Below are 26,927 nucleotides of genomic sequence, written 5' to 3' on the forward strand. Positions count from 1 at the left end.
GTTGAGACAAATAAAACCTTTATGTCTTTAGAAACACCGAGGTTGCGGTAAATCACTGTTTAAGCGTCCTAGGCGGTGGGAAAAGTCAAGCAGAAGCCGATGATATTCTTGGTGGGGTTATCCTTCGCTTGTCTCTCTTGCTTCGAATTCCTTCAGCGTTTTACCTTCGGCCGTTTTCCACTCCACATTTCCGCTTGTTGACGCGCCAAGGACAAAGTCAGACGCACCCGATGGTGTTTTAAAGAGGATGTCCTTTTGCAAGGCTCCGTTCTCATCTATATATTTCCTGTTGTCCTCCCGTGCAGATTTAGCATGGTCAGGGCAACTCGAAAGTAGTTCTTCCCGAATCACACTCCCCGCGAGAATGACAAGTCCTTCGTTTGTCAGCCTCGCTTTGGCGTCGGCGCCGCTTCGCTTGATAAAGAAATTTTCTCCGGCTTGAGGGGTTTCCTCACCCGTTGGCGGGGCTGTTACCACGAGCTGCGAGAGCGGCTCAAACACCTTATGACCGAGGGTGCCCATTACGATCTTGGCGTAGTCAACGAACTCTTCCAGTTCACTTTCTTTTTCCTCTGTAATGTTGCCCAGTGTCGGATCATTACCGTTCTTCACCAGATATCGTTTTGCCGCAATCGCCATATTCGTAAAGCGGTTTTCAAGGTAGCTTATCTCAGTGGGTCCGAAAGAATTATTTGAGGTTGTAAAAACAACTGCCTCTGTCCAGTAGTCTTTTTCAGGGTTGCGCCTATGTTCCTGCAAGCGGTAGAGAATGCCCTCACCATTTTTTCTCACGCCAGCCTGACCGACGTAAACAACATCCTCGCCGGTCTGATCCGAAACTCCAAACAGAAAATAGACCCCGCTCTGTGAGAGATCATCGCGTCCCTTGCACTGATCCAATTCAGTGCGCGGAATTTTATAGGCTACTCCTGTCCAATTGGCAAGGGTACACTTAATGCACCCGTTGGGGTCGCCGTCTATCAGAAACAGGTTTATGCTTTTGCCTCTCGTAGCCATGGGTTATTTCCTCGCTTTCTGCACAATCATGAACTGTCGATTCATAATAGTATGTCTTTCCAATTAGCATCTTCCAAAATAGCTAGTCTATTAAAATCAAAGAATTTATCAAAGCCAGGCCTTTTCACGGGTTCCCCATTTTTAAATGATGCCGGTTGACAACGGTAACCCCGAGAACATTTTTTAATCATGGAGATGGGTAAATATGCAATAAATTCAGGTAACGCAAGATCACCATTGTAAAAGGGCATTGCGAGCACCATTTCCGGATGCAGTTTGGTTAACTTCCCTACATATCCATAAACCGGTTTATCGGTTTTATCTTCAGTTGGATATTCTCCTTTAACTTGCACTGGTCGGATAAGTTCCCCTGTTCCCGCAATATCTTTGGTAATAATGAAATCAAAGCCCTTGTCTCTATGTGGAAAATATACGTTCCATCCATGCGCCGCAAATGTTCCCGCCACCACAAGCTCAGCCGAATAATCATTTACAATCATTCTATCACCATCTCAAAATTGTCATTGATATATTATCTGGCCACGAGCCGCGTGTCCATTCGTAAAGGTGAAGAGGTAGATTTGAACCTGACAGCCATTTGGCTGCGTCGATTTCATCAAAGGCATCCTGATTCTTATTTTCAGTAATCGCCTCGTAAGCAAATGTTCCTTGTGGGATAGATTCCAACTTGGGCAACTTACGACGGGCAGCGGCAGAGGTGCGGATTTCTGTGATTGCATAGCCCCGGCTGCGAATCACAATATAGGGTTCTCGTGTGAATTCCAGCAGACGGTTGCAGCAGGCATGTTTAGAAACACGGAACTGTCGGGCAAGAGTGGCAATCAGTGTGTAATCCAACGCAGAACCAACCATCGCAAGGCGGAACTGGTCTTCTGGCAAGAGGAACACGGAAGCGAAACGATTGGCTTCAGCTTCTTTCGGACGACCGCCGTTTTGCACATCTTCCACTGTACAGCGAAAGCCCCGTTGCCCGTCCAAATAGTAGGTTGGAGTATGCTGCAAAAAATGATGCCCCAGTTCATGAGCAAATGTAAAGTTGATGCGCCCAGAGTTTGAAATATGCGTATTAATCAGGATGGCACGTTTTTCCCCGCAAAATAGCAGCAGACCGCTAAGCTTGGGATCGTCCGGCAGATTTTGTTTCCCGACGCGGATATGCTGCATCTGTGCTATTTCGTCAAGATGCATTGCCGGCGGGTTAGTAATGCCCATGCTTTCCAGCACCTGCTTGGCTTTGGCTGCAGGATCATAGGCCGCCTCCATCATTCATCCTCCACAAACAAATCCTCTATTGCCTGCTTTGCCTGAGCAGACAGATTATTAACATCACCGCGTGCTGCCATCGCAACCGGTTGTGCGGTTGCTTCGATGGCGGAGGGGAATGGCACCACTTTGCTGTAGCTCATCGGTTGCATGTCAACATGTTTCAACTCATCGCACAGCGCCATCAGTTCATCCACTTTGGCAACAATGCGTTGCTGCTCGGCAAGGGGAGGGAGTGGAAGAATTTGGTTTTTAACCACCTCTCCTGTTACGGCTGCAAAGGTAGTTCCAGTCGCTTTCAGTACAAAATTCTGTTTCTGTGCTTGTAACCAGTAAAACATAAAATTTATATTCATCGTTCCAAGAGGCCATAATGCACATAGCCCTCGCCCTATGCATATTTTTCGCTTGGTAATATTAACATCACCAACAGGCGCGCGAACTGCTAATAAAATACTATTGGGTGGTGCAATTTTGCGAGGAGAAGAGGTAAACTGATTAGACTTTTGAAGATATTTCTCTCCATAAAAACCCTTTCCTTGATGAAATTCGAGTCCCTGATTGTCGGTAGAAACACTATTTCCAGCGGGGGATTGTCCCATAATAAAATTATTAACTTCTCCCAACCTGCACCAAACCCACCCGTCCGGTAAATTATAAGGAATTTCATCTTTGGTAATAGGTGGCAGTGGTTTTTCTTTTTTCAGCTTTCCTGCCTTGATGAGCGCGGTCTTTTCAGCCTGTATCCGTTTTAGCAGTTCGGATGCAGGCTCGTCATTTTTATCCTGCGGCACCAGCTTACCTTGTACTGCTGATTGTAAAATGCTTTCTGGCAAATCTTCTGCCAAATGCTTTTCCAACGCGTCCTGCTCATTTTCAGCGGCCTCCAGTTCATCACACAATGCCATCAGCTCGTCCACCTTGGATGCGATACGCTGCTGCTCGGCAAGGGGAGGAACAGGAATAAGGTAATTCCTCAAAAAATTCAATGAAACGAAAGACTGAACCCCTCCGGAAGATATCCGTTTCATTTGTTCCTGCTCTAACTCCAAAAAATAAAAAAAGTATTTCGTAATAAATGAATCCTGTCTATATGGTTTAAAAAGGGCAACATTTTTGATTGCAAACGGTTTGCTACTTTCAACTACTGCTGGATTCCCAATGCTCCCTATCATCGCAAATAAGATATCGCCAATATCAACTTTTGAACGTTGTGATATCGCTTCAAAATCTTCGTTTGAAATTAGTTTCACATTCTCGAAGCTGATTTGCCCATCACTTAAATTTTTGCTTGTTATCAACGGGAAACCGTCCGAAACATATTTTGGTGTGTCATGTGTGCCATCGCGTACATCACAGAAATTGTTCAGTCTGCACCAGACCCATCCTTCCGGCAAATCATAAGGAATTTCATCCCCAGTAATGGGAGGCAGGGGCCTTCCTCTTTTCAGCTTACCTGCCTTAATGTGTTCGTCTTTTTCAGCCTGTATCCGTTTCAACAGTTCGGATGCAGGTTCATCGTTTTTATCCTGTGGCACTAACTTGCCCTGCACCGCCACCTGTAGGATGGACTTTCTCAATTCAGAGGCTTTCATTCAATCTTCTCCTGCCCCAAAGCAGCAGAAATTCGTGCCAACACATCTTCCATGCGGGCAGAAAGCACGGCCTTTTCATTCAAATATTGTGCAATAAACTGATCTGGAGGCAAAATCTTCTCCGTGTCGTGCGGAAATCCGCAGAAATCCAGATTGTAATCGGCGGCGATAATGTCTTCCACTGGGATATACTTAGAAACGTCGCTTTCCTTTTTGTGTTTCCACCAGTCCCGCACAGGTTGAAAGTGCTCTGGCAACATGGGCCGGGTTTTGGAAAAGTGCTTATATCCCTGAGGCATTTCCAAGCGATAATACCAAACGCCTTTGGTAGGTGTGCCCTTCTGGAAAAACAGCAGGTTTGTGTTGATATTGGTATAAGGAGCGAATACGTCCTTCGGCAGACGAACAATAGTGTGAAGATTACATTCTTCCAACAGTTTCTTTTTTATGGCAGACTTCACGCCGGTGCCAAACAGAAAACCATCCGGCAAAACCATGCCGCAGCGCCCACCATCCTTCAACAATACCATCATATGTACCAAAAAAAGATCGGCGGTCTCCGTATCACGCAACTCGGCGGGAACAGACTGAGAAATTGCCTTTTCCTCCGCGCCGCCGAAAGGCGGATTCGTGACGATGACATCAACTTTGTCCTTTGCAGTATAGTCCGTGGTCGGTGTACGCAGGGTGTTGTCATGACGGATATCCGGCACATCGATTCCGTGAGCAATTAGATTGGTTACGCATAACAGGTAAGGGAACGGCTTTTTTTCAATTCCGCGAATTGTCTGCTGCAGCATCCGGTATTCCTCGGTGGTATTGACCGTGAAATTGTCGATCACACTAGTCAGGAAGCCGCCTGTTCCACAGGCTGGATCCAGCACGGTTTCCCCCAGTTTTGGGGCCACCATATCGACAACAAAGTGTGTCACCGGGCGGGGCGTATAAAACTCCCCCGCCTTGCCTGCGCTCTGCAGGTCTTTCAGCATGGTTTCATACAGTCCATTGAACAGGTGACCGGATGGCATGGAATAAAAGTCGATCTCTTCATTGATCTTATTCACGACCTGCCGAAGCAGTGTGCCAGATTTCATGAAATTGTTGACGCCTTCTATAATACTGCGGATCAGCCACTTGCGATGCTTTGGATCGTTACTCGTATCCAGTTCACGCAAATCCGTGAACATAGCATCAATATGAATAAGTAATGCATCGCCGGTGATACCTTCCGGGTCATCCGCCCAGTTGCTCCAGCGATATTTGGAAGGGATGACAGGATAATAATCATCGTCGGTTGTCTCCCATTCCTGTTCTTTAAAATCAAAAGCCTTGAGAAACAACATCCATGTGATCTGCTCAATATACTGCGCATCGCCATTAATTCCTGCGTCGATGCGCATAATATCTTTAAGTGCTTTTGTAGTACCTGAAACGGCCATCTTAGCATCCTCCAAAATTTATGCGACGTATAGCTCCTGCTCCAATTCATGCAGCGCTTGTTCGAAATTCTTTTTTCCTTTAAAAATACGATTTAAGATATACATGGGATTACCGAATTGATTAATGGGATTCACCTTCAGCACATCCATGCTTTCCAGATCGGCGACTCCGATCTCGGCGTATTTTTCAAGTAGTGCATTTAGAACAGTCTGAGCCTTTTCACCATATTTTGCAAAATAATTTCGCTTTTTAACATTGTTGGCCCGCTCCCTGCGAGTCAACGGCGGCTGATCATATGCGATGTGACACACAAGATCAAAGGGGTCAAACTCTTGCCCGACCTGCTCCTGCAATTCTTCCAGCAACACTCCACGCTTGGCAAACTCATCCAAAATCGCCTGCTTACGCTCTGCGCTGTTCCACGCCGAAAGAAAATCATCCAGCGTGGCGTACTGGTCAAGCACATTGCGACGGGTATAATCCGTAAGTGATTCCGTAATTAACTTGCCATCCTTGTCGATATACTGGACACGTTGCTTCAGCACAGTCACTTCCACATTGTCAACATAATATTTCATGCGGCGCTCATGCTGGGGATTATCGTCGCCGCCTTCTGGAGTGTCCGAGCCATCAGTAAGCTGGTCGCCACCCTGTGGCGGATCGTTAGGCAAATCGGGGATTTGACCATCTTCAGACGGCGTGAAAGTGTCATTCTGCTCCACTGGACCATCAAAGTCCGGATCAGCAAAATGTCGGGTTACTTCGCGAAAATCAAAAATGGTAAAAAACATCTTTCCAAGGTCTTCCCGCACACGGGTGCCACGACCAATGATCTGTTTAAACTCAGTTGGACTCTTAATCTCCGCATCCAAGACAATAAACTTGACCATCTGTACATCTATGCCAGTAGTCAGTAATTTTGATGTTGTGACAAGCACCGGATAGCGGCTGGAAACATCCCGAAAAGCGTCAATTTGCTTTTTACCAATGTCGTCGTCTCCGGTAATACGCATCACATAGCGCTCATCCTCTTTAACAAGGTCGGTGTTCTCATTCACAAGCGCCTGCCGCATACGGTCTGCATGCTCCGTATCCACACAGAAGAAAATGGTCTTATCGTAACGCAAATCATGTTTTTTCATGTAATTTGAAACAACCTTTGCCACCATGCGGGTACGCTGCTCCAAAACAAGCTCTCGGTCATAGTCGCTGGTGTTGTATTCACGATCGACAATTTCGTTGCCAAATTTGTCAGTTTGTCCCTTGTAGGGACGAAAGCCTTCGGCGTCCTTATCGAGAGTGACGCGAATGACACGATATGGGGCGAGAAAGCCGTCTTCAATGCCCTGCTTAAGAGAGTAGGTGTAAATCGGCTCACCGAAATAGTCAATATTTGAAACGTCTTTTGTTTCTTTGGGAGTAGCCGTCAGACCAATCTGCGTGGCTGCGGAGAAATACTCCAGCACTGCGCGCCATGCGCTGTCTTCTTTTGCGCTGCCGCGATGACATTCGTCCACGACAATCAGATCGAAAAAGCCGGAGCTAAACTGTTTGAATATCTCCTTATCGCCCTCCCCGGTAAGGCCCTGATAAAGTGCCAAATAAATCTCGTAGGATTTGTCCACCTTGCGGTTGCGAACGATCGTCATTTTATCTTTGAAAGGGGAAAAATCATTTACATAAGTCTGATCAATCAGTGCGTTGCGGTCAGCAAGGTATAAAATGCGATTCTTTACTCCGGCTTTCCACAGTCGCCAGATGATCTGGAATGCAGTGAATGTCTTGCCGGTTCCGGTCGCCATAACTAGGAGAATACGGTTTTGTCCACGCGCGATTGCCTCAACGGTCAAGTTGATTGCATTGCGCTGATAATAACGCGGTGTCCGGTCTTCCCTCTGGGTGTAATAGGGTTCTTCAATGATGGCTTCCTGTTGATCCGACAAGTTCGTGCCGGTTTTATACATTTTCCAAAGCTGCTCTGCTGTTGGGAATTTATCCAAAGGAACAAATTGCTCCGCGTCACCCGGCGCAGCCATCCGATTATGGAATGTAAAGCCATCGCCATTGGAAGTGAAAGCAAACGGAACAAGCAACCGCTCTGCATAGTCCAGCGCCTGCTGCATACCATCTGATACGGCGTGATTATTATCTTTTGCTTCCACGATGGCCAATGGGATGTGTGGTTTATAAAAAAGCAAATAATCTGCGTATTTGGCCTTGTCACGCTTATAAGTACCTCCGCGAGCGATAATACGCCCCTTAGTGATTGCATATTCCTCGCGGATTTGTCCGTTTGTCCATCCAGCAGCCTTAATTGCAGGGGTGATGTACTGTGTCCTGATTTCCTGTTCAGACAACTGCTTTTTATTCATGTTATCGTTCACCCCATTACAGTTTTGTTTATACCAAATATCGGTTTTCTGTAATTTTTTATAGAGCTTGTAAAAGCAGCGACCTTACAATTGCTATTAATTTTGATGCAGTTATTACAGCTACTTTAACTTTTATATTGTAGCTCATATCGTAGTGAATGGCAATTAAATATGGTATAAAATGTAATATTCTAAGCATTTGGTGGGGACAACATTTATTCTGAATTCGACATTCATAAACATATAAGAACTGCCGTTTTAGGAGGGATTGTCAGTTTGGAATACAGATGTGTCCTCGCGCTGGAAGAATTGCAAACCTACCTGTCCGACGCACCCCTCGTCGCTTTCGACTTTGAAACCGCGCCGGATGACGCATACCGGAACGATGACCGCGCCGCGCTGGACGCGCACAAGTCGCATATCGTCGGCATCAGCTTCTCGGTGACCGAAGGCGACGCCGTCTATCTACCGCTGTCGCACCGCGTCGGGGAAAACGCCGTCGATCAGGAGGCAATCTGGGCGTGGCTAAAACCGGAGCTCTTCATGAATCCCTCCGTCACCAAGGTCGTCCATAACCTCGCGTTTGAAAGCGCATTTTTGTACGCGCGCGGCATCGTGGTGCAGGAGCCCTGCTACGACACCATTGCGGCGGCGCAGCTGGTGTATAAAAACGAGAAGGAATTCCGGTCGCTCGGCGACTGCGGGCTCAAAATGCTGGTACCGGAATACTTCGGCGAACAGCTGCCATCCTACACCGAAACGGTCGGCGGCCTTCATTTCGATGAGCTCGATCCGCAGGCGGAGCGCACCGTCCGGTATGCCTGTGCCGACTCAGATTATGCCCTTCGGCTGTATCATCTGCTAAACAGTTGGTTTGACCGCTTCCTGCCGAAGCATCGGTTCATCGCGGAAAAAATCGAGTCGCCCACTGCCGTCTTTGTTGGCCTGATGCGGTATAACGGGCTTCCTTTCGATGTTTAATTAATGAAAGCGAAACGGATTGAAGCCGAAAAACATCTCACGGAAATACGAAAATCAATTGAATTCATCATCGGTGACATCCCCATCGGCGCGAACGCCAGTACCGCCGCCTTCAAAAAATACTTGTTTGACCGTCTGAAACTTCCGAAAGTGAAACAAACGGAGAAGGAACAGAACGCGCTGGATGACGAGGCGCTCATTCTGCTCAGGGAACACTGTGAAAAGAACCGCCCGGAGTTGGTTCGTCTCTTTGATCTGGTGCAGGAATACCGCCGCTGGGGAAAGATTAAATCCACCTACATAGACGGATACCTCAAATATGTCAACACGGCTACCGGACGCATCCATCCCGATCTGCTGCCGCTGGCAACAGAAACGGGGCGTTTCGCATCCAAAAATCCGAACTGCCAGAACATGCCCCGCGCCGGTGCGGACGATATCGGCGTCCGCAATTTTATCACCGCGCCGGAAGGAAAGATCCTGCTGTCGCTGGATTTTTCGCAGATCGAGCTGCGCGTGGGCGCGTTCTACTGCAAGGATGAAAAGATGCTTGAAACCTACCGCTCCGGCGGGGATATCCACGCCCAGACCACCTCGGTCATTTACAAAATTCCGCTGGAGCAGGCAAAGGATAAAAACGTACCGGAATACAAAGAGCGGCGCACCATCGCCAAAAACTGCAACTTCGGTACCTTTTTTGGGCTGTTCCCGAAAGGACTGCAAAAGACGCTGAAATTCAAGGCCGGGCTGGATGTGTCGCTCAATGAATGCGAGAGCATTATCCGCAACCTCAAGGCCGGATACCCACGCCTTTCGCGCTGGCAGGAGGAAACGAAAAAGCGCGCCGAGTTCCGCAAATATACCGAAACATGGCTCGGTCGGCGGCGCTCCCTGCCGGGCATCACCTCTCGGGATTGGAATGTGAAGTCCTTCGCGCAGCGCGTGGCCATGAACACACCGATTCAGGGAACGGCGGCGGACATTCTCAAACTTGCTCTCGGACGGATTGTCCGGGGTCTGCCGGAACGTCCGTGGCTTTGTCCTTTACTTCAGATTCACGACGAACTGGTCTTTGAACTGCCCGAAAATCACCTGAAAGAGGCCGTTATTTTCATCAAAAACTGCATGGAAACGCGGCCTTTTGATGCGTTTTCGGTGCCGATTGTGGCGGAGGCCTCCGCCGGAACCCGATTTGGGGAGTTGCATGAACTGGAGGAATGCCTGTGAGTGAATATTCTCTAAAGCCGGTTCCGGTCAGTCCGGGAGAATTCCTCGGCGCGTTTTTTGAACCGGCGGAGTCCGTCTGCCTGCGAATCTTCTCCGACCGCCCCGATAACGCGTTTTCCGGTCAGAAGCTGAAAATCGAACAAGGGCATTTCGACAAAATTGTCGATACGCTCAAAGCCCACAACGAGCAGAATCGCGGGATATATTTTGTCATCAACTACGGCGGGCATGAGGATTCCGAAATTACCCGCATCAACGCCCAATTCATGGAGTGCGACAATATTTCGCTGGAAGAGCAACTGGCGAAAATTCAGGCTTTTCCGCTGGAAGCGTCGCTGATCGTCAGGACCCGGAAATCGCTTCACTGCTACTGGCTGATGAAAAATGCCAAAGCGGAACGGTTCCGGGCCATCCAGAAACGGCTGATCGCATATTTCGGAGCAGACCCGGCTTGCGTAAACGAAAGCCGGGTCTTCCGTCTCCCGGGCTTTCTGCACTGCAAGGAAGAGCCGGTTCTGGTGGAATGTATTAAATTCAATCCGGAACTGCGGTATACCCAGAAAGAGCTCGAAGCTGTTCTGCCGGAGCTTCCCGAAGAAAGCGAACCGCCGCGCGCCGCCTCATCCCCGATTAAAGATCGGGGCACCCAGAAAGGGCTGGTGCTGATGGGCCGCCGCTGTGCGTTCATTCAGCATTGTAAAAGGGACGCAAAAACTCTCTCAGAGCCGGACTGGTACGCCATGATCTCCAATCTGGCGGTTTTCGAGGGCGGCGAGGCCATCATCCACAGGCTGTCAAAACCGTATCCGGCCTACGATTATGACGCCACACAGGCAAAGATCGACCATTTCTATCAATCCGGCACCAAACCGATGACCTGCCGGAAGATTGCGGAGCATGGTTTTGTCTGCCCGAAAATGCGCGGCGGCAGCTGCACCTGCAAATCACCGGCAGGGCTGGCGTTTCACCCGATGAGCGTGGAAGAGCTGAAAAAAGCGCTCGCATCCGTCAAAACCAAGCAGGAGGCCGCCGTCGACATTCATACGGCGCGCCGGTTTATCAACGATTACCTGTATAACATCGACCCCGGAATCGCGGGTGCGTTTATCGGCGACAATATCAAGAACCACTTTAAATTTAAGGCGGCTGACCTCAAAACGCTTCCGGCCTACCAAAAAGAACTGTATAAAGCTTTTTCGGCGACGCAGGAAGCGCGCAAGGAACGGCGCGGGAACGAGATTCCCGCGTGGTATGAGGTTTCCGAAAAAGGAAAGTGGAATTTCCTACCCGGCGTGCTCGCCGACCATTGTGCCGAGAACGAGCATGTTTTTTACTGTGCCGACAGCTACTATTTCTATGAAAACGGCGTGTATCTGCCGAAAAACGACAAGACCGCACAGCGCAAGGTGCGTTCCTATATGAACGCGCGCTACGCGCTGGCGGCTGAAATCCGGGATGCGGATTGGCAATGGCAGGTGCTGGTCGACAAAACAGTGCGTGAGATCAATGTAAATCCCTACATCATGAATTTTAAAAACGGGCTGTACAACGTGATGACCGATGAATTCCTGCCGCACGACCCGAAATACCTGTCCACAATCCGACTGGGCGGAAATTATAACCCGGAGGCACAGTGCCCTATTTTCATGCGCTATCTTTCCGACATCCTGCCGGAAAGCGAAGTCCCGCTGATACAGGAGATTCTTGGATATTTTCTCGTTCCGGTGAACAAAGCGCAGAAATCGTTTGTAATTGTAGGAAAAGGCGACAGTGGAAAATCGACGTTCCTGTCCGTGGTGCAGGACGTGCTGCTCGGTGCTGACAATGTATCCACCCTGACCTGGCAGGCGCTGGACGAGAAATTCGCAACGGTCCAGCTTTTCGGCAAACTGGCGAATGTGTTCGCCGACCTCCCGTCCGAGAATATCCGTGACACGGGAACCTTCAAGGCAATCACCGGCGAGGACTATATCTCCGCACAGCATAAATTTAAAGAATACTTCTCTTTCAAGCCGTTTGCGCGGCTACTGTTTTCCTGCAACAGTGTCCCCAAAAGCTACACCGACCGCTCGGACGGCTTTTACCGCCGCCTAATGCTGATTCGCTTTGACCAGGCGATACCGGAGGATAAGCGCGACCCGAATCTGAAAGAAAAACTGGCCGCCGAGGCCGACGGCATACTGGCGTGGTCAATGGCCGGGCTTCGGCATTTGAAGGAGAATTCCTACCGGTTTTCCGAAACTCAGCGGACGAAGGCGGAACTCGCGAGCTACAAAGCAGAGAACAGCAGTGCGCTGGCTTTTGTCGGGGAATGCTGTGAAATAAAAGGCGGATACACCTGCATGAGCGAAGATCTGTTTTCGGCCTATCAGGAATACTGTTCCGCAAACGCGCTGAAGCCTGTCTCTCAAATCCGTTTCAACCGCGAATTGGAGGCGATACAGGGGCTGTCCCGTGGACGGGACAACGTCACCCGCAGGCACGTCTGGGTCGGCGTCCGGCTTTCAGAGTGACGGTTCTTCCCGAACGCACCGTGAACGGACGCCGAAGATACCCGTGGATGGATTTTATTCAGTCTTGCCGCCGCCCGAACGTACCGAACGGAGTCCGCGCATTCTTTGCGTATGAACGCGCCAAAGAAAAAATATGCTTAAACTTAATAAAAGGAATTGATATTCCTATCTAAAGTCCGTCTGATCCGTCCGTGCCTGTCCGATTTTTACCCGGAGGTGTCCTTATGCCCCATAAGCCGAAGAAACCCTGCACCTTCCCCGGCTGCCCGAACCTAACCGACGGCAGGTACTGCGAAGTTCACGCTTCGCAGGCAAACCGCGAGTATAACAAGTACCGCCGCGCCCCCGATTCCAACAAGATCTACGGGCGGCGCTGGAAAACCATTCGTGCCCTGTATCTCTCGAAGCACCCGCTCTGCGAGCAGTGCCTCAAGGCCGGGCGCTATGTCCCCGCCGAGGAAGTCCACCACATCAAGCCAATCGCCGAAGGCGGCACCCATGAGGAGTCGAATCTCATGTCGCTTTGCAAATCCTGCCACTCCGCGATTACCATCGCGGCTGAAAACTCCCGCCGCTGACCCCAGGGGGCGGTTGAATCTCTGCGGCCCTGCCTTGCGGACAGCGCGGCAGGCCTTCGCGCGCGACACGCGCGAATTCAAAAATATCAGAATTGCCCCGAAGCGCTGATGTTTCGGGGCTTTGTTCGTTTTGAAAAACGGCCTGACAAGCTGTTTTTTCAAAGAGTCAGCTTTTTTTCAAAAAGCGTACAGGCTGTCTGCGCGGAAAATCCCGGAGATTTTCGGGAATCTGGCGGAAAGACGCGGGCGGCGGACAGCGACAGGACGGGACAGGCCGCGACAAAAAGAGCGGAAAAAGCGGGCACATTTTGAAAAAAAGCCGCATATACATGCAAAGACACTTTTCAAAAAAGGGAGGCGGCGCTATGCCCAGTGGAGGCGCGAGGAAGGGCGCGGGGCGCAAACCGAAGCCGCTCGCCGAGAAGCTGGCGGCGGGAAATCCGGGACACCGGCCTTTGAAAAAAGTGGAATTCACGAGCACCGGCGGCGTCGACCCGCACGAGCCGCCCGCGTATCTGCGCGTCATGGAGAAGCGAGAGCAGGAGAACCGCCCCAGCATCCCCACGCCGACCGAACTGTATACCGACACGGTCAAATATCTGGAGCCTTCCGGCTGCCTGCATCTGGTCCCCGCCGCGCTGATTGCCGATTACGCGATGGCGAAATACTACCTGCTCCACGCGCAGTATGAGCTCGGCAAAACGGCCACGGTTGTCAAAATCAAAAAGGGGCTGAAAAAAGAGCCCGCCGAAACCTATGAGATCACCGACTTTGCCGAGGCCATGCTGAAAATGCAGAAAAACGTGCTGGCAACGTGGGAGCCGATCTGGGATATCGTTTCGCGCAACAGCGAGCAATTGGTGACGAATCCTGAAAAAGACCTGCTGGCGGTCATCATCGGCGGCCGCAGGCGCAAAGCAAAACCGAGAGGAGAGCCTCCCGATGGATTCCATGCAGATACAAAAAATCCCGGCTGAAAAGCTGAATCCGGCGAAATACAATCCCCGCAAGGATTTGCAGCCGGGCGACCCGGAATACGAAAAGCTGCTGCGCTCGGTGGATGAATTCGGCTATGTCGAGCCGATCATCTGGAACCGACGCACCGGAAATATCGTCGGCGGGCATCAGCGCTTCAAGATTCTGCGGCAGCTGGGCTTTGACGAAATCGACTGCGTCGTCGTTGACATGGATGAGGCGCGGGAAAAAGCGCTCAATATCGCGCTGAACAAGATCTCCGGCGACTGGGATACTGCAAAGCTGGCGGAAGTTTTCAAGGACATCGAGCAGTACGGCATTTCACTTGACATTACCGGGTTTGAAGCCCCGGAGATCGATAAACTGTACCAGAAGCTGAACCGCGAGGACGGTAAAATCGTCGAGGACGATTTCGACAGCGAGGCCGAAGCGGCGAAGATCACAGAGCCGGTCACCCGGCCCGGCGACGTGTGGTTGCTCGGCAGGCACCGTCTCATGTGCGGGGACAGCGCAGACCCGGACGTGGTCGCGCGGCTCCTCGACGGCAAAAAATCCCGGATGGTTTTTACCGACCCGCCGTGGAACGTGGATTACGGCGGCGACGCGAAACATCCCAGTTGGAAGCCCCGGCAGATTCTCAACGACAAAATGACTGAGGAGCAGTTTTACGCATTTCTGCTTTCGTCGTTCAAATCGATGGCTTCTGTCTGCGAACCGGGCGCGATGGTCTACATGGTGATGTCGGCGCAGGAATGGGGCACGGCCATGAGCACCATGAAAGAGGCCGGTTTTCACTGGTCGTCCACTATCATCTGGGCGAAGGACTCGCTCGTTTTATCGCGGAAGGATTACCACACGCAGTATGAGCCGATCTGGTACGGCTGGCTCGACGGCGAAAAACGCCTCTGCCCTTTGCAGGATCGCCAGCAGAGCGACCTGTGGCAGATTCCCCGCCCGAAAAAATCGGAGGAACACCCGACCATGAAACCCATTGCGCTGGCGGGGCGGGCAATCACAAATTCCTCCCATACCGGCGATGTGACGCTCGATCTTTTCGGCGGCTCCGGCACCACGCTGCTCGCGGCGGAGCAGTCCGACCGTGTCAATTGTTCCATGGAGCTTGACCCGAAATACTGCGATGTGATCGTAAAGCGCTACATCGAATTTCTCGAAAGTGACGAAGGCGTGTTTCTTCTGCGCGGCGGAGAAAAGCTGGCATACAACGAAATTGAAGGATAAACCCATGTATTTCAACTTGATTTTACCCCCGAAAAGAGTGATGAATGGTACTGCGGAAACGCACAAATATGAATTTTCGGAGGTAACAAAAATGGAATTCAGGTTTAACGTAACAGGCTCGGAACGCAAAAGGCTGACCGGAGCAATCAGCGAAATTCTCAATGCCCCGATGAAATACCTCGGCGCACCGGGCTTCGGCTACGAAGTCGGCGATTACACGGTAGATAAGGACGGAACGGTCAGCGGCGAATATAACCCGTGCCTTCTTTCCGCTCTTGCCGGACACGGATTTAAACCGGAACCGTACCAGACCCTGCACTTCATCACACCGCGAGGCACCCTGCTGATTGAGGACCGCTTCGATACCGATGAAGAAGCCCGCGCCGCAGGATACGGAATGTATTTCACCCATGAGGGGAGGGATATCTACAGCAAGCCAAGCGGAAACGGCGAACATTCCGTCAAATTTGCGATTGTCGGCGCACCCCTTGAGGAAACGCCCGATACAATTGAAACGCCGGAAGAACCTGACCGCCTTGTCATTGAAGTTCCGGCGGACGGCTTTACACCGGAAAAACTGGATAACCTCACGAAACTGGCCGCGAGCAAGGCCGCGCTCATCAAAACCGCCCTTGGCACGGATGACCTGCCCATCGAACCGACCGGAGAGACACTCCGCTTCCCATGGTTTTCCGGCGGTCTCGACGGCGACACGGTGAGCGCATACACGCAGTTCATCGCCGCCCTTTGCAAAACGGCAAAAGAGAAAAAGCGCGTAACCGCGAAGGTACAGGACGAATTTGAAAACCCGCGCTTTACCATGCGGGTGTGGCTGATCGGCCTCGGAATGGTGGGCGACGATTACAAGCTGGCACGGAAACTTCTGCTCCAAAACCTCACTGGGAACGCCGCGTGGCGGCACGGCGCACCGGAGAAAAAGGCAGCCAGTGATCCCGCTGACGACGCGGACGCTGGCGAAATAAACCCGGCGGCGCTTACCGCCCCGGCGGAGGAAGAAACCGCACCTGCCGCCGACACGGGCGCAAACGTGGCCGAAGAAGCAGATGTCGCCCATGAATAACTTTCCCTCAAAAGAAACAGTCGAGCGTCTCCGGCGGGAATACCCCGCCGGAACACGGCTTGAGCTTATCTCAATGGATGACCCCTACACCAAGATTCAACCCGGCGACCGCGCGACGGTTCGCGACGTGGATGATGCCGGAAATATCCTGTGCGAGTGGGACTGCGGCTCCTCACTAAGCCTGATTCCAGGGGTGGATGAATTTGGAGTTGTATAATTCCCCACTGGAAAGGCAATGAGAAATAATGGCTTGCGTTATGAACATAATGAGCAGTTTAAAGTACTATAGATGCCAAAAGAAGATTCAAGGTGGTCACGGCGTCACCTAAGATCAGATCATTACTTTTATGTAAAGTGGTTTTTTATTGTTTGTCCTACTCACAATAGGAAACTCAAGTTACATTGGCCAGTATCGGTGCTACAATTGCCCGTATTTGTCCGATACTATATGCCTTATCAATAAGTATTTGGGCAAAAGCATCTAAAACAATCTCTCGAGAATCACCACACGCCTCTGAAAATTGTTTAATAACAACATCCATTTTTTGCTTTGCAAGCTTTCTTGGCTTGGAAGAGTTGCATGAGAGATATTCATATGAATGGATAACTGTTGTTACTTCATAATGGAATCTCTCTCTCAACGCTGTTAAAACTTGCACATCACCATTTTCAAGCTTTTCTATCATCCATATTTCAGGAGTACACCCTAGATTAAAAATAATAGATTGATGCATTTCGTATATTTTTTGCATCTTTTTATTCGTCTGGAGTGCCTCAGAAAATACATCAGCATCTAAAACAGCGCATACATAAGATTTACCCAATAACTGCGTATTTGTATTGATCGCAAGTAGAGATGTTTGTTCATATCCTCCTACCGGAATGATACAATTTGTTATTGTTGAAAATCTACGGTCAACCTCGCAACACACTTTAAGCATTTTTTTAAAAAGCAAACGCGCCATATCATCTTCTACGAAGAAAACCGCATCATAAATTACATTATCCATATAATCTACGCTTCCGATTGCCTTTGCTGGATAACATGGTGTGGTAATATGATATCTGCCACGACCCTCGCTTTCTAATAATAAAATATTGCTCTTAGGAGTCGCTTTGATCATTGTTATAGAATGCGTTGAAATGAAAACTGTAATATGCTTCTCTGTTGCAATACGCTTAAGATAATCAAGAAGTCTTTTTTGCACTCTTGGATGGAGGGCCATTTCTGCTTCATCAATAAGCACCAATGCATTTGACTCAACATTTGATATTTTTTCAACCAGCCTTAATAGTGCCAATTCTCCTGTACTAAAGCGTTTTTCCGAATAATATTGATCGGCTCCTTCTCGAATAACATAGAAGTATCTAGTCGTGCGACCACGGCCATTTGAATTTTTTAGCCTTTTTAAATTAGTAAATTTATTAGTTTCGAAAAGTTCGTTAAGCACCTGTTTTATTTGAGCGTCAGCCGGCTCAAAAGTTCCGGTTCGTATTTCATCTTCAGTAATATTTATGCGATTTGAATCTGCTTTAATAAAAACGCTTGATGAAAAACCAAAATAGCATAGCAATCCACTTTTTCCCTTGGGAGACACTGCCCATCTTGCAGTTTTTTTACGAAAGAGGAGACATATTGGTGGATCATCCATTTCATACTTAATCGACGAATTTTTATATTGATCAACGGCTTCAAAACTTTTGGAGGCACTAAACCCACGCGCGAAACCATTTGGGTTGCATATTCTCTCTAAGCAGACTAAAAGTGTAGTTTTACCTGAACCATTAGCTCCAACTAATAAATAAACGCCATGACTCTGAGGAATAGTGAATTTTAAGTGCTGTATACTTTTTGTTTTCTCTATTGTTATCGTCTTCATAAGTATGCTCCATTCAAACTTACCGTTGGGCGAGCTTCCTATTTTTGCTATAATGCAAATTTAATAAAGCTGACCGATTTCTTCCAACATTTCTACATTATATTCCCATATTACCACTATTTCACTGCTTCGTCCATTTCTTTTTCAACAATTTGCACGATTATCCTGCCTACCGGCTGAAACTGTCAGCTTGTCTATCGAAATCTATATTTTTATGGGCTGTCCGGCGTCCTAATGGGGGAACTCGCCGCATAAAAATGATAATAAGCCTGCCGGGAGTCCCGAAAAGGACTCCCTTTTTCATTCTCGGAGGTGGTGCTGTGGATGATTTCAGAACCCTGAAAAACTACAAACCGTCCCGCTTCAAGGCGGTGGGTTCGGTATATAAAGAACGGTTTGCGGACTCTGCAGTGTATTTTGTCAACAATCTGCGTCACACAAAAGGTCGCTGGTACGGCGAGCCGTTCGAACTGATCGACTGGCAGGAGCAGATCATCCGCGACCTGTTCGGCATCGTCCGCAAATTCGACGAATGCCGCCAGTTCCGAACCGCGTATGTGGAGATTCCGAAAAAGCAGGGCAAATCCGAGCTTGCGGCGGCGGTCGCGCTGCTGCTCACCTGTGCCGATCTGGAGCACGGCGGCGAGATTTATGGCTGTGCCTCCGACCGCAGTCAGGCGAGCATCGTGTTTGATGTGGCGGTGAACATGGTCGACCAGTTCCCGCAGTTGAGCAAGCTGATGAAGCTGAACATTGGGCAGAAACGCCTGACCTTCACGCCGCTTGACAGCTTTTATCAGGTATTATCCGCCGACGCATACACCAAACACGGCCTGAACGCTCATGGAGTCATTTTTGATGAGCTTCACGCCCAGCCGAACCGGCAGCTGTTCGACGTCATGACAAAGGGCTCAGGCGACGCGCGCGAACAGCCCCTGCATTTCATCATCACCACAGCCGGAACCGACCGCAACTCCATCTGCTGGGAAATGCACCAGAAGGCCGAGGACATTCTGCGCGGCAAGCGCATCGACCCCACCTTTTACCCGGTGATTTATTCCGCCGCCGACGATGAGGACTGGACTTCGGAGGAAGTGTGGCGCAGGGTGAATCCGTCCCTCGGCATCACGGTGACCATGGAAACGATGCGTCAGTCCTTTGAGGACGCGAAGCAGAATCCGGTCAACGAGAATATTTTCCGCCAGCTGCGCCTCAACCAGTGGGTGAAGCAGTCCGTCCGCTGGATGAACATGGAGCGGTGGGATAGCTGCGACTTTAAATTCGACCCGAAGTCTCTGGAAAAGCGAATCTGCTACGGCGGTTTGGATTTGTCCAGCACCACGGACATCACGGCGTTCGTGCTGGTATTTCCGCCTCAAGATGAAGAGGATAAATACGTCGTCCTGCCGTTTTTCTGGATACCGGAGGAACCGCTCGAAACCCGCGTCAGACGCGACCATGTGCCCTATGACATGTGGAAAGCGCAGGGATTCCTGAATACCACCGAAGGCGACGTCATTCACTACTCCTTTGTAGAGAAATTCATCGAGGAACTCGGCAAACGTTACAACATAAAAGAAATCGCTTATGACCGCTGGGGCGCGTGGGAGCTGACTCAGAATCTGGAGGGGCTGGGCTTAACCGTCGTTCCGTTCGGGCAGGGTTTTAAGGATATGTCCCCGGCGACAAAGGAACTGATGCGCCTGACGCTGGAGCGGAAGATCGCCCATGCAGGGAATCCTCCCCTGCGTTGGATGGCGGATAACCTCTGCGTCAGCACCGACGCCGCCGGAAATATCAAGCCAAACAAACAGAAAGCGACCGAGCGCATCGACGGCGTAGTGGCGCTCATTATGGCGCTGGACCGTGCCATCCGCAATGAAGGCGCGCTGCCGGTCAGCGTGTACGACACGCACAGCCTGTTGATGTACGGAGAGGACGGGTGGAACTGATGGGCTTTTTTTCACGGAAAAAGGATCCCAAGAACAGCCTTTCCACCTCGAAAAACTTCTTCTGGGGCGGCTCCACCTCCGGTACCTTCGTCAACGAGAACACCGCCATGCAGACGGCGGCGGTGTATGCCTGCGTCCGCGTGATTTCGGAGGCCATCGCGAGCCTGCCGCTTCACGTTTACCGCTATGAGGAGAACGGTTCCAAACTCCTGCCCGGCCATTCTTTGTATAACATCCTGCACAACGCGCCGAATCCGGAAATGACCAGCTTTGTTTTCCGCGAAACGCTCATGAGCCACCTGCTCCTTTGGGGCAACGCCTATGCGCAGATTATTCGGGACGGCGGCGGTCGGGTGCTGGCGCTTTACCCTCTTCTCCCCAACAAGACGGATGTCTGGCGCGGTCCGGACGGGCAGATTTACTACACCTATTGGCGGAACACGGATGAAAGCCGCCCTAATGAGAAAAGCGGCGGCGTGACGCTTTCCAAAGACGACGTGCTGCACATTCCCGGCCTGAGCTTTGACGGGCTGGTCGGTTATTCGCCCATCGCGCTCACCAAAAACGCGGTGGGTATGGCGATCGCAACCGAAGATTACGGCGCTTCTTTTTTCGCCAACAACGCCAATCCCGGCGGCATTCTGGAGCATCCGGGGACGCTGCAGCATCCCGATCAGATCAGAGCGGCATGGGAAATGCTCTACAAAGGCGGTAACAAGGCTCACCGGATTGCCGTCTTAGAGGAAGGGCTTAAATTCCACCCGATTTCGGTGCCGCCGGAGGAAGCGCAGTTTCTGGAAACCCGCAAATTCCAACTCGACGAAATCGCCCGCATTTTCCGTATCCCGCCCCATATGGTAGGAGATCTTGAAAAAAGCAGCTTTTCGAACATCGAACAGCAGTCTCTGGAATTTGTGAAATACACGCTCGACCCGTGGGTGGTGCGCTGGGAGCAGACCATGAACCAGTCCCTGCTTCTGCCGTCCGAAAAAGCCTCCGTTTTTATCAAATTCAATCTGGATGGCCTGTTGCGCGGCGACTACGCCACACGCATGAACGGATACGCCATCGGGCGGCAGAACGGCTGGCTGTCGGCAAACGACATCCGGCGGCTTGAGAACATGAATGAAATTACGCCGGAAGAGGGCGGCAACCTCTATCTTGTCAACGGCAATATGGTGAAGCTGGCCGACGCGGGCGCGGCGTATATGAAACAATCCTCAGAAAACAAAGGGGGTTCCGGCTCATGAATGTACAGTCGCAGGCGAACGGCTCGCAGAACGCACCGACTCCAAGGCGCGAATTGCCAGCGGCGTCTCGCCGCAAATTTTGGAACTTCGTTCAAAACGACGGTGACGAGCGCACTCTGTATCTGGAAGGCGCTATTGCCGACGAAACGTGGTGGGGCGACGAGGTCACGCCAAAGCTGTTCAAGGACGATCTGCTCTCTGGCTCCGGCGACATTACAGTTTGGATCAATTCTCCGGGCGGGGACGTGTTCGCCGCCGCGCAGATTTACAATGTGCTCAAAGAGTATTCCGGCAAAGTGACCGTGAAAATTGACGGCATTGCCGCTTCGGCGGCCTCGGTCGTCGCCATGTCGGGCGACCAGGTGCTCATGTCTCCGGTTTCCAATCTGATGATCCATAATCCCTCGACCGTCGCCATCGGGGACGGGGACGAAATGCTTCGGGCAAAGGCAATGCTCGATGAAGTAAAGGAATCCATCATCAACGCCTACGAAACGAAATCCGGGCAGTCGCGCGCCGCAATCTCCCGCATGATGAACGACGAAACATGGATGAACGCCAAAAAAGCGGTGGAGCTTCACTTTGCGGACGGCATTCTTTATACGGAGTCCGCGCCGCAGGATACCTCCGGCGGGCTGATTTTCTCCCGTATGGCGGTTCAAAATTCACTTCTAAGCAAATTCCCCGCAAAGAAGCCGCTTCCAAAAGCATCCGCCACAGAGCGTGAATCGCGATTAAATCTCTTAAAATAACATATCGGGAGGAACTGATGATGCCGACAATTCTTGAACTGCGCGAGAAACGCGCCAAAGCATGGGAAGCCGCCAAGGCCTTTCTTGACCGGAAGAAAACCCCGGATGGAATGCTGACCGCCGAAGACGCCGCCGCCTACGATAAAATGGAAGCCGAAATCATCGCACTCAAACAGCAGATTGACCGCGAAGAACGGGCGCGCGAATACGAGCAGGAGCTTGCCTCCCCCACCAGCCAGCCGCTGACCGGGAATCCCGGCATTCCGGCGCAGGCACTGTCCGGCAGGGCGTCCGACGCTTACAAGGTAGCGTTTTGGAACGCCATTCGCGGACGTAAAACCGTAGATGCCCTGCAGGTGGGCACCGACAGTGAGGGCGGATATCTGGTGCCGGACGAATTCGAGCGCCAGCTGATGGAAACTCTCGAGGAACAAAACATTTTCCGGCAGTTGGCCCGGATTATCCAGACTGCCAGCGGCGACCACAAAATCCCGGTGGTCGCGACCAAAGGCACCGCAAGCTGGGTGGATGAGGAAGGCCAGATTTCGGAGAGCGACAACAGCTTTTCTCAGGTAACGCTCAGCGCGTATAAGCTGGCGACGCTGATTAAGGTCAGTCAGGAGCTGCTGAATGATTCGATTTTCCCGCTGGAAAGCTATATCGCGAGCGAATTCGCCCGGCGCATCGGAGCCAAAGAGGAAGAAGCGTTCTTTGTCGGCGACGGCACGAAAAAGCCCACCGGCGTTCTCGCCGCGACAGGCGGCGCGCAGGTGGGCAAGACAACGGCGGCGGCAACTGCCATCACGCTGGACGAAATTCTCGATTTGTATTACAGTCTGCGGTCGCCTTACCGGGCAAAAGCGGTATTTATTACAAACGACACGACCGTGAAAACCATCCGCAAGCTGAAAGACAGCAACGGGCAGTACCTCTGGCAGCCGGCGATTACCGCTTCCGCGCCGGATACGATTCTGGGCAAACCCATCTATACTTCCGCCTATGTTCCGGCTATCGCGGCAAGCGCGAAGACCGTGGCGTTCGGAGATTTCAGCTATTACTGGATCGCCGACCGACAGGGGCGCACATTCCAGCGGCTGAACGAGCTGTATGCCACCACCGGTCAAGTGGGCTTTATCGCAACCGAGCGTGTGGACGGAAAGTTGATTCTGCCGGAAGCGGTGCAGGTGCTGCAGCAGGCGGCATCTTGATATGGCGGATTTGCTTGATAAAGTAAAGAAGAATCTGATTCTGGAGCATGATCAGGATGATGCCCTGCTCCAAAGCTTCATTGCAGCAGCGACCGCCTACGCCGAAAAATATCAGCATGTGGCGGACGGTTTTTACGCCGAAAATACGATGCCAGCAACCACGGAGCAGGCAATTATTATGCTGTCAAGCCACTTTTATGAAAGCCGCGACGGCTCCACCGGGGGATTTTTTGCCGACAGCGTTCCGGCGGGGCAACAGGTATGGGATACCGTGAATATGCTCCTGCGCCTCGACCGCGAATGGAAGGTGTAAACTGTGAGCTTCGGGAAAATGAACGCTTTCATTGATGTGATCCAGACGGAGCAGACAAAAGACGCCGATGGTTTCGTCACATCGTCCGATACGGTGCTTGCCAGCGTCCGCGCCTACCGGGAAGACCGCCACGGGAACGAGATCTGGGCGAACCGCGCGGCGTGGTCGGCGGCGACCAGCCTGTTCCGTTTCCGCAGGATTTCCGGCGTGGAAATCCGTCCCTCGCTTTTACTCGTCTGCTCCGGCGAACGGTTCCGTATCCTCAGCGCGGAGGATGTGCGTGGGCGCGGCATGTACACCGAGGTTCTGGCGGAACGGCTGGAGCCGAGTAAACATTAAGGAGGATTTCCTATGGCAAAGGTAAGCTTCACCATGCCGGACGACTTTTTGCGGAAAGTCTCCGCGCTCGGCGAGAAAACCGATGAGATTATCCCCCGTGTGCTGGAAGCGGGCGGTGAGGTCGCGCTCGAAAAGGTTCGCGATAATCTGGAATCGGTCATAGGCCGGGATACCAAATCCCCTTCGCGCTCTACCGGAGAGCTTACGTCGGCGCTGGGGCTTTCTCCGGCGAGGATGGATAAGGACGGCAATTTTAATGTTAAGGTAGGCTTTTCGGAACCGCGTCCCGATAGAGAAAGCAACGCAAAAATTGCCAACATTCTTGAGTACGGCAAGCACGGACAGCCGCCGAAGCCCTTTTTAAAGCCAACAAAGACACAGGCGCGCAAGCCGGGCATCGAGGCGATGAAGGAAAAGCTGGAGGAAGAAATCAAAAAAATATGAATATCCTTCAGGAACTGACCGAACTGATCACCGGATTGGGGCTTGCGGTGGAAACCGGCGTTTTTTCCGGAGAAGCTCCCGTAGAATACGCGGTCATAACGCCGCTGACCGATTCGTTTGAGTTGTTCGGCGACAACCGCCCGGAATATGAAACGCAGGAGGCGCGCCTGTCGCTCTTTTCCAAAGGAAATTACATTACGATAAAAAACAGCGTTCTCCGCGCGCTGGTGGCCGCCGGTTTTACCGTCACCGACCATCGGTATATTGAGCATGAGGACGATACCGGTTACCACCATTACGCCATCGACGCGGCAAAACCGTATGCATGGGAGGAATGAAGATGGCCACCATCGGCATGGATAAACTCTATTACGCGAAAATCATCGAAGGCACCGACGGGGATGAAACATACGCGACGCCAACCCAGCTTGCAAAAGCGATTAAAGCCGATCTCACCATTGATCTCGCGGAAGCGACGCTCTACGCCGACGACGGCACAGCCTATGTCGTCAAGGAGTTCAAAACCGGTACGCTGTCGCTGGGTGTTGAGGACATCGGCGCTCAGGCGGCACAGGACCTGACCGGGGCTACCGTAGACGGCAACGGCGTTCTGGTTTCCGCCGGTGAAGACGAGGGCGCGGCGGTGGCAGTAGGCTTTCGGGCGCTTAAACCGAACGGGAAATACCGATATTTCTGGCTGTACCGCGTAAAATTCGGCATCCCCGCCGCGAATCTGCAGACCAAAGGCGACTCCATCACTTTCCAGACCCCGACCATTGAGGGAACCGTGATGCGCCGGAACAAGGCCGACGGCAAGGGCAATCACCCGTGGAAAGCAGAAGTGACCGAGGGCGATGCCGGAGTGGCCGACGCCACCATTACCGGCTGGTACGCGCAGGTTTACGAGCCGGTCTACACCGCGCCGCCGTCCGGCACATAAAGGGGGATTTTTCATGGAAGAAGGACGCGGTGCGCTGATTGACATCGGCGGCGAGGAATACGAGTTGATTCTCACCACAAGGGCGACAAAAGCAATCGCCGGGCGCTACGGCGGCCTTGAAAATCTGGGCGAAAAACTGATGCACTCGGAGAATTTTGAGATGGCGCTGGATGAGATCGTCTGGCTTCTGACACTGCTCGCGAACCAGTCCGTTCTGATTTACAACCTGAAGCACAAGGACACGCCGAAGGAACTGCTGACCGAGGAGGAAGTGGAGCTTCTCACCTCGCCCCTGCAGCTGGCGTCATATAAAAACGCCATCACTGAAGCCATGCTCCGGGGCACCGCCCGGAACGTAGTCAGCGAAGGCGCGGAGAATCCATTAAAAAACACACCAGCCGGGTGAGCGACAGCGAACTTTTCACCCGGCTGTATTATTACGGAACCGTTCAGATGCACATGGAGCCAGAGCAGTTCTGGCTCACGCCCATCGGGCTTTTTCTGGATTTATGGGCCTGCCACAAGCAGTTTCTGGGGATCGAGAGACCACATCGGGAACTGACAGTAGATGATGTAATACCAAGCGGTTTTTAAGATCAATACTCTACATCTCAACATGTAAAGTGATCTCATTATACTCCTGGGCAGCCTCTTTAAAAACATCAATAATTTTACTGATTTCAGAAGTTAACTCTTGAGATTGCTCCGTTTCCGGCTTGAAGATAATGGTTATGTCCGCCGGAACATACATAATTCCGGTTATGGAATCCCAAAGCGCATCTAAATTTTGACCATACCACTCAGGCAATTCCAATTCCTGTTGTATTACTTGATGAATCTCACCTAAATACTTACATTTCGAGAAATCAAGAACTCTCTCCTTAGGAATAAAATATTTCGTATAATTCATGATATCCTCTCCTTATTGAATTTGAACAAAAGTCATATAGTGGTCATAAGTAGCAAAAATTAAACCGTCATTTGAAAAAAGCAACCGCTGAGAATTCCGCAAACCATTATCATAATTGATATCAGCTTCATACCAAACACGACCAAATTCTTGCGGAAGATGACCGTTTCTATTTTGGTAAACTTCCCCGCCAATACTTTTCCCGGGAGCAACTTTGTTCAGATTCCCCTGCCAGCTAATCCATCCCAAATTAATGGCCTGCTTTTTTGTAATATAATTTGGCGGAAGTTTTCCAGTGTTTTTTACTGCAATATCCGCGCCGTTCATACCGTCCTGTGTTGCAGTGCCAGCAAAAGCGGCTTCTATGTTTTTCATTTCGCATCTACAATTGTTGTGAACAGGAGGCTCATCATCTGGCATTTCATCTTTTTTATATATTTTACCATGATGACTGCGGCAAACAAAGCATGTTTTTAAATCCAACTGTGCAATCCAGTTTTTATAATCGGAACTCTCATGCGTTGGCGGTCGAAAAAACTCTAATATGTCCTTTTTAACTCTAGACAAAGCAATTGGTAATGGCCAAATATGGGTTTTGTACACAAAATAGCTCATAAGTATTTCCCCTTATTAAAAT

25 protein-coding genes and 1 pseudogene are annotated in these 26,927 nt (G+C 50.9%); 17 read left to right on the forward strand and 9 right to left on the reverse strand.

Features of this window, described 5'->3' with window-relative positions; genetic code table 11:
* Positions 1-117: 117 nt before the first annotated feature.
* The 6 genes from HCR03_RS04030 to hsdR are packed head-to-tail and all read right to left on the reverse strand — an operon-like array spanning position 118 to position 7,708.
* Positions 118-1,017: a GIY-YIG nuclease family protein gene (locus tag HCR03_RS04030; protein WP_156989501.1), complete on the reverse strand. Its 900-nt coding sequence runs from the start codon at positions 1,015-1,017 to the stop codon at positions 118-120.
* Between the two features lie 41 nt (positions 1,018-1,058).
* Entirely contained in the window at positions 1,059-1,517 is a 459-nt protein-coding gene (locus HCR03_RS04035) for a PDDEXK family nuclease (RefSeq protein ID WP_156989500.1), read from the reverse strand.
* Between the two features lie 4 nt (positions 1,518-1,521).
* Positions 1,522-2,304: an ImmA/IrrE family metallo-endopeptidase gene (locus HCR03_RS04040; RefSeq protein ID WP_228725094.1), complete on the reverse strand. Its 783-nt coding sequence runs from the start codon at positions 2,302-2,304 to the stop codon at positions 1,522-1,524.
* Entirely contained in the window at positions 2,301-3,896 is a 1,596-nt protein-coding gene (locus tag HCR03_RS04045) for a restriction endonuclease subunit S (RefSeq protein ID WP_187036739.1), read from the reverse strand. Before HCR03_RS04045 ends, HCR03_RS04040 begins: the two co-directional genes overlap by 4 nt.
* Positions 3,893-5,335, reverse strand: a complete 1,443-nt coding sequence (locus HCR03_RS04050; RefSeq protein WP_187036740.1) for a type I restriction-modification system subunit M — start codon at positions 5,333-5,335, stop codon at positions 3,893-3,895. Before HCR03_RS04050 ends, HCR03_RS04045 begins: the two co-directional genes overlap by 4 nt.
* An 18-nt stretch (positions 5,336-5,353) precedes the next feature.
* Positions 5,354-7,708: an EcoAI/FtnUII family type I restriction enzme subunit R gene (hsdR, locus tag HCR03_RS04055; RefSeq protein WP_187036742.1), complete on the reverse strand. Its 2,355-nt coding sequence runs from the start codon at positions 7,706-7,708 to the stop codon at positions 5,354-5,356.
* Positions 7,709-7,984: 276 nt separating this feature from the next.
* Here hsdR and HCR03_RS04060 point away from each other — a divergent pair.
* From HCR03_RS04060 to HCR03_RS04090, 7 genes and pseudogenes are all read left to right on the forward strand, one after another.
* Positions 7,985-9,916, forward strand: a pseudogene (locus HCR03_RS04060) (bifunctional 3'-5' exonuclease/DNA polymerase).
* Positions 9,913-12,429, forward strand: coding sequence for a phage/plasmid primase, P4 family (locus HCR03_RS04065; RefSeq protein WP_228725095.1), 2,517 nt, complete (start codon positions 9,913-9,915; stop codon positions 12,427-12,429). The pseudogene HCR03_RS04060 and the gene HCR03_RS04065 overlap by 4 nt, the downstream one beginning before the upstream one ends.
* Positions 12,430-12,653: 224 nt before the next feature.
* Positions 12,654-13,007, forward strand: coding sequence for an HNH endonuclease (locus HCR03_RS04070; RefSeq protein WP_187036745.1), 354 nt, complete (start codon positions 12,654-12,656; stop codon positions 13,005-13,007).
* 365 nt (positions 13,008-13,372) lie between these two features.
* Entirely contained in the window at positions 13,373-13,984 is a 612-nt protein-coding gene (locus HCR03_RS04075; protein WP_187036747.1) for a hypothetical protein, read from the forward strand.
* The gene (locus tag HCR03_RS04080) at positions 13,959-15,221 is read left to right on the forward strand and encodes a site-specific DNA-methyltransferase (protein WP_187038000.1); all 1,263 of its coding nucleotides are present in this window, start codon (positions 13,959-13,961) and stop codon (positions 15,219-15,221) included. Before HCR03_RS04075 ends, HCR03_RS04080 begins: the two co-directional genes overlap by 26 nt.
* A 91-nt stretch (positions 15,222-15,312) precedes the next feature.
* Positions 15,313-16,302, forward strand: a complete 990-nt coding sequence (locus HCR03_RS04085; RefSeq protein WP_187036749.1) for a virulence protein — start codon at positions 15,313-15,315, stop codon at positions 16,300-16,302.
* Positions 16,295-16,519, forward strand: coding sequence for a DUF4314 domain-containing protein (locus tag HCR03_RS04090; RefSeq protein ID WP_207727264.1), 225 nt, complete (start codon positions 16,295-16,297; stop codon positions 16,517-16,519). Before HCR03_RS04085 ends, HCR03_RS04090 begins: the two co-directional genes overlap by 8 nt.
* Before the next feature lie 175 nt (positions 16,520-16,694).
* Here the strand turns inward: HCR03_RS04090 and HCR03_RS04095 are convergent, their stop codons facing one another.
* Complete coding sequence (locus tag HCR03_RS04095) at positions 16,695-18,182, reverse strand: ATP-dependent nuclease (RefSeq protein ID WP_187036754.1); 1,488 nt, start codon at positions 18,180-18,182, stop codon at positions 16,695-16,697.
* A 257-nt stretch (positions 18,183-18,439) separates the two neighbouring features.
* Here HCR03_RS04095 and HCR03_RS04100 point away from each other — a divergent pair, with 257 nt between their 5' ends.
* From HCR03_RS04100 to HCR03_RS04145, 10 genes are read left to right on the forward strand one after another with little or no spacing between them, the layout of a single operon-like run.
* The gene (locus HCR03_RS04100) at positions 18,440-20,134 is read left to right on the forward strand and encodes a terminase large subunit (RefSeq protein WP_187036756.1); all 1,695 of its coding nucleotides are present in this window, start codon (positions 18,440-18,442) and stop codon (positions 20,132-20,134) included.
* Positions 20,134-21,384, forward strand: coding sequence for a phage portal protein (locus HCR03_RS04105; RefSeq protein WP_187038002.1), 1,251 nt, complete (start codon positions 20,134-20,136; stop codon positions 21,382-21,384). The genes HCR03_RS04100 and HCR03_RS04105 overlap by 1 nt, the downstream gene beginning before the upstream one ends.
* Positions 21,381-22,136, forward strand: coding sequence for a head maturation protease, ClpP-related (locus HCR03_RS04110; protein WP_187036758.1), 756 nt, complete (start codon positions 21,381-21,383; stop codon positions 22,134-22,136). The genes HCR03_RS04105 and HCR03_RS04110 overlap by 4 nt, the downstream gene beginning before the upstream one ends.
* 20 nt (positions 22,137-22,156) lie before the next feature.
* Positions 22,157-23,344, forward strand: coding sequence for a phage major capsid protein (locus HCR03_RS04115; RefSeq protein WP_187038005.1), 1,188 nt, complete (start codon positions 22,157-22,159; stop codon positions 23,342-23,344).
* A 1-nt stretch (position 23,345) separates the two neighbouring features.
* A complete protein-coding gene (locus HCR03_RS04120) occupies positions 23,346-23,657 on the forward strand; it encodes a head-tail connector protein (RefSeq protein WP_187036761.1) in 312 nt (103 codons plus the stop codon).
* Positions 23,658-23,660: 3 nt separating this feature from the next.
* Complete coding sequence (locus tag HCR03_RS04125) at positions 23,661-23,996, forward strand: head-tail adaptor protein (protein ID WP_187036763.1); 336 nt, start codon at positions 23,661-23,663, stop codon at positions 23,994-23,996.
* A gap of 12 nt (positions 23,997-24,008) precedes the next feature.
* Positions 24,009-24,440, forward strand: a complete 432-nt coding sequence (locus HCR03_RS04130) for an HK97-gp10 family putative phage morphogenesis protein (protein WP_187036765.1) — start codon at positions 24,009-24,011, stop codon at positions 24,438-24,440.
* Positions 24,437-24,778 carry a hypothetical protein gene (locus HCR03_RS04135; protein WP_187036766.1) on the forward strand — a complete coding sequence of 114 codons (342 nt, stop codon included), beginning with the start codon at positions 24,437-24,439 and terminating at the stop codon, positions 24,776-24,778. Before HCR03_RS04130 ends, HCR03_RS04135 begins: the two co-directional genes overlap by 4 nt.
* A 2-nt stretch (positions 24,779-24,780) precedes the next feature.
* Positions 24,781-25,380 carry a major tail protein gene (locus HCR03_RS04140; RefSeq protein ID WP_187036768.1) on the forward strand — a complete coding sequence of 200 codons (600 nt, stop codon included), beginning with the start codon at positions 24,781-24,783 and terminating at the stop codon, positions 25,378-25,380.
* 13 nt (positions 25,381-25,393) lie between these two features.
* The gene (locus tag HCR03_RS04145; RefSeq protein WP_187036770.1) at positions 25,394-25,786 is read left to right on the forward strand and encodes a hypothetical protein; all 393 of its coding nucleotides are present in this window, start codon (positions 25,394-25,396) and stop codon (positions 25,784-25,786) included.
* 198 nt (positions 25,787-25,984) lie between these two features.
* Here HCR03_RS04145 and HCR03_RS04150 read toward each other — a convergent pair whose 3' ends face one another.
* Together HCR03_RS04150 and HCR03_RS04155 are read right to left on the reverse strand one after the other, a co-directional pair.
* Positions 25,985-26,290, reverse strand: coding sequence for a barstar family protein (locus tag HCR03_RS04150; RefSeq protein ID WP_156989484.1), 306 nt, complete (start codon positions 26,288-26,290; stop codon positions 25,985-25,987).
* Positions 26,291-26,302: 12 nt separating this feature from the next.
* On the reverse strand, positions 26,303-26,905 hold the full coding sequence (locus HCR03_RS04155; protein WP_083209938.1) for a ribonuclease domain-containing protein: 603 nt from the start codon (positions 26,903-26,905) through the stop codon (positions 26,303-26,305).
* Positions 26,906-26,927: the final 22 nt, after the last annotated feature.

This window comes from Caproicibacter fermentans, assembly GCF_014303955.1.
Lineage (GTDB): Bacteria > Bacillota > Clostridia > Oscillospirales > Acutalibacteraceae > Caproicibacter > Caproicibacter fermentans.